The 3,369-nt window shown below is 38.7% G+C and carries 4 protein-coding genes; 3 read left to right on the top strand and 1 reads right to left on the bottom strand.

Features of this window, described 5'->3' with window-relative positions; genetic code table 11:
* The first annotated feature begins 167 nt into the window (after positions 1–167).
* On the top strand, positions 168–308 hold the full coding sequence (locus F6K37_RS35295; protein ID WP_008189613.1) for a hypothetical protein: 141 nt from the start codon (positions 168–170) through the stop codon (positions 306–308).
* Between the two features lie 249 nt (positions 309–557).
* Here F6K37_RS35295 and F6K37_RS35290 read toward each other — a convergent pair whose 3' ends face one another.
* The gene (locus F6K37_RS35290) at positions 558–1,046 is read right to left on the bottom strand and encodes a TerB family tellurite resistance protein (protein ID WP_131827209.1); all 489 of its coding nucleotides are present in this window, start codon (positions 1,044–1,046) and stop codon (positions 558–560) included.
* Between the two features lie 427 nt (positions 1,047–1,473).
* Between F6K37_RS35290 and F6K37_RS35285 the strand changes: the two genes are divergently transcribed.
* Together F6K37_RS35285 and F6K37_RS35280 are read left to right on the top strand one after the other, a co-directional pair.
* A complete protein-coding gene (locus F6K37_RS35285) occupies positions 1,474–2,691 on the top strand; it encodes an ATP-grasp domain-containing protein (protein WP_008189619.1) in 1,218 nt (405 codons plus the stop codon).
* A 99-nt stretch (positions 2,692–2,790) separates the two neighbouring features.
* On the top strand, positions 2,791–3,369 hold a 579-nt coding region (locus F6K37_RS35280; protein ID WP_287255517.1), incomplete at its 3' end, for a GNAT family N-acetyltransferase.

Raw genomic sequence — 3,369 nt, 5'->3', positions numbered from 1 at the left:
CGTCCAACCGGCTATCGCTATGTTGTAGGTTGGGAATATCAAAGCTTGGCTCGCTGTGTTGAACAAGCAGGATTTGAGATTTTTGATCATTACTACCGCCCACCTGGTTTACCCTGTGAGCAGCAATGTTGGTTAGTAATTGTCGCCCTTAATCGAGTGCAATATTAGTGGGAAATAGAGTTATTTTCTTCTTAAATGGTAGATGTGACCCAGAGCTAGCGTACGCTTCTCGCCAACAAGATGAGGGTAAGAAGTATAGCGCTATGCGTAAGGCAAGAGGCAAGAGGCAAGAGGCAAAAGTTGACTAAAAAAGCTTTTTAGCTTTTATCAATGTCCTAACTTTAATGGGTAGTGCTATATCCGCTGGAGTTTACGATAAGGTTCGTTGACGATGCTTGTTGGTAAATTTAGTCAACCAGAAGAGGGGGGTGTTAAACCCCTACAACCTCACCTCATCATAGGTTGTGTTTTTTTGTCAAAGGGTAAGTTTTGGTAAAAAGTAAGCTCAAACTACAGATGTTAGAAAAATCAGCTATAAACATAGTTGATGAATGAAACTATTCAACGTCAGTTTCAAATATCGCTAGTCGTAGCCGGTCTGCTGACTCTTCTATTTCCGCCAAAGACTCAAGGCTAACAACTACTTTCCGTTCAATTCCTAAAATTTCCGCTGCTCGATCAACAGCTGCTTTTTCTTTTTCGTGGTACACTCCATCAGCACGGCTCATTTTTATGGCTTGATATAACATAGAATGGCCGACATTTATAGAAAAATCATAATGAATAGCGCTCAATAACTGTTCGATGTCGGCATTTTTCCCATCGAAGTTTATGACATTTTCTTCTAGGAGGTCAGATGGTGTTCCCATCTGCTGCTGTTCTTCCATAAACCAATCTATTTCTTCCTGTGCTAACTCACCATCAGCACTAGCGATCGCCACTACTGCTCTGAGATAGTTTCTGGCCACATCAACATTGATAGGTGCAGTGACGTTGTATTTCCTCTTGGCATATCCCGTCATTTCAAAACTTGTTTCAGTGGTCATTGTTTTTGTTTCTAGAATAAACTTCGCCGCTAATTCTAGCACACCTTCCCCACTTCACAATCTATTACTTAATTATTACGTCTTTTGATTGAGGGCAAACCTATCTAATTTGGCTTGAAAAATTACGCTTTCTATGTATCGATAAGCTAAGAGCGATGTTCCCAAGCAACCGTTTGGCGATCGCGCTGACTCTATAGCACTACTAAAACTAAAATAAATTTCACATAAATTCACCAATAACCTGATAAAATAACGCTTTGATTTAGGACTACTAACAAATTATTTTTAGATTATCTTTAGGATTTACGCATTGACAACTTGACGGAAATATGAAATCATAGCTGCTTAGATGTGATTGCCCTACCGGCAGTGCTCAAAAGCCAATCTTGACCTAGACTCCAGCCCGAATTGCTGCCTTAGAGGGTTAATGAATAAGAACATCACAACACCAAATACTATTTGCTGTTTTATTGCCGGACCTCTCCACTCCCCTTCTTTGTTACGTGCAATCAAACGTCTAGGAATTTCTGTCTATGGGCAACAACCAATAGCTCCCCTACCAAAAACAATCACTGTTCTTAAAGATGCCAAAGCGATATCTTTGATGCAAGATAAAGATACCGCAGTCATGATAAACTGGGAAGCAAGTCTCTCTTTTATTCTTCAGAATCTACCAAAACAACGTTTAAATCAAGTTAATACATTTAAAAATAAAGCAATCTTCCGTCGGCTATTCAAAGACTTGTATCCGGACTTATTTTATCTGGAACTGACAAGGGATGCTCTGGGGGATTTTAAGTTTCCACGAGAAATTGATAAGGTAGTACTTAAGCCCAGCATAGGAACTGCCTCTATAGGCGTTCGCATTGTGCATGGACAAGAGGAATGGGATCAGGCAGTAGATTGGGTTCTTGAAGATATTGATAGAGCTACAAAACAAATGAATTCTACTGTGTTAAGCGATTCCTATTTCCTTGTAGAGGAATTTGTAGAGGGCGAAGAGTTTGCCTGCGATGGTTTCTGGGACAAAAATGGTAAAACCATAATCACTGGTATTTATCAGCATCCTTTCCTCTCAAACTCCGATGTAAGTGACACATTATACTATACATCGAAACAAGTAGTAGCTAAAACAATAGAGCCCACCATGGCAGTGATGAACTATATTGGAGCTAAGCTTGATCTACGCCGTTTTCCGTTTCATTTTGAGTTTAGACTATCTAGTAATGGAACTCTCTTCCCTATTGAATTAAATCCCTTGCGCTTTGGAGAAGTTGCGCTACCTGACACTGTAGAGTATGCTTTTGGTTTCAATCCCTATGAGCTTTTTTTTACCGATGAATCTCCTGATTGGAATTCCCTACTAGCCAATGTAGATACTTCTAAGATTTATGCCTTTATTATTGGTAGTTTGCCACCCCATTATACTCCAAAAAAATATCTTATTGATCAGGAATCATTCCGCAAGATTTTTGGAAATAGACTACTCAACTATTTACCAAGCGATCCGACAATTAGTCCCTTTTTTGGGGTGGCGCATATTGTTGCGGATAAAGTCGAAGATGTGCTTGACTATTTACATCTTGATTTTGAACGGTTTCTGCATCCATGTTTTGAACCTAGTCCAATTAAATTAGCGTTATAGTTCAAGTCAAGATTGACAGGTTTTGTCTAAATACCAAAATTGAGTATTGACTATGCCATTTACAGTGGCGCTTACAAGATTTAAAACACGAGCAAACAAATGACTATTACACCAGAAGATAATTTTCAAGTTCGTCCTATGACCAAAGATGATATTAAAATTGCCTTAAGCTGGGCAGTATCTGAGGGGTGGAATCCAGGTATTGATGATGCTGATAATTATTATATTGCTGATCCTGGGGGATTTTTAATTGGAGAATTAAATGGAAAACCGATTAGTTCTATTTCTGTAGTGCGATATGAACCTCAATTTAATTTTATTGGTCTTTATATTGTTAAACCGGAAGAACGAAAAAAGGGATTTGGTTTAAAAACATGGCAAGAAGCATTGAATTTAATTTCTGGGCAGCCTGCTGCTCTTTATGCTGTCTTAGAACAAGTTAATAATTATCAAAAATTTGGTTTCAAACCTGCTCATTATAATTTCCGTTATCAAGGAATAATTGTCGGCACAATTTCGCCAGATGTCAGGGATTTAAAGTCTATTGATTTTGAGCAACTTTGTCGTTATGGTCGGCGATATTTTCCTAGTCATCGTTCTCATTTTCTTTCGAGATGGATTAACCAACCTCATGGGCAAGGTTACGCTATCCTTAACGATGGTGAGTTGGCAGGCTAT

Origin of the sequence: Moorena sp. SIO4E2, from assembly GCF_010671945.1 — a bacterium.
GTDB classification, from domain to species: domain Bacteria; phylum Cyanobacteriota; class Cyanobacteriia; order Cyanobacteriales; family Coleofasciculaceae; genus Moorena; species Moorena producens.
The sequence above is the reverse complement of the archived record's forward strand: the minus strand, read 5'-3'. Positions and strand labels throughout refer to the sequence as shown.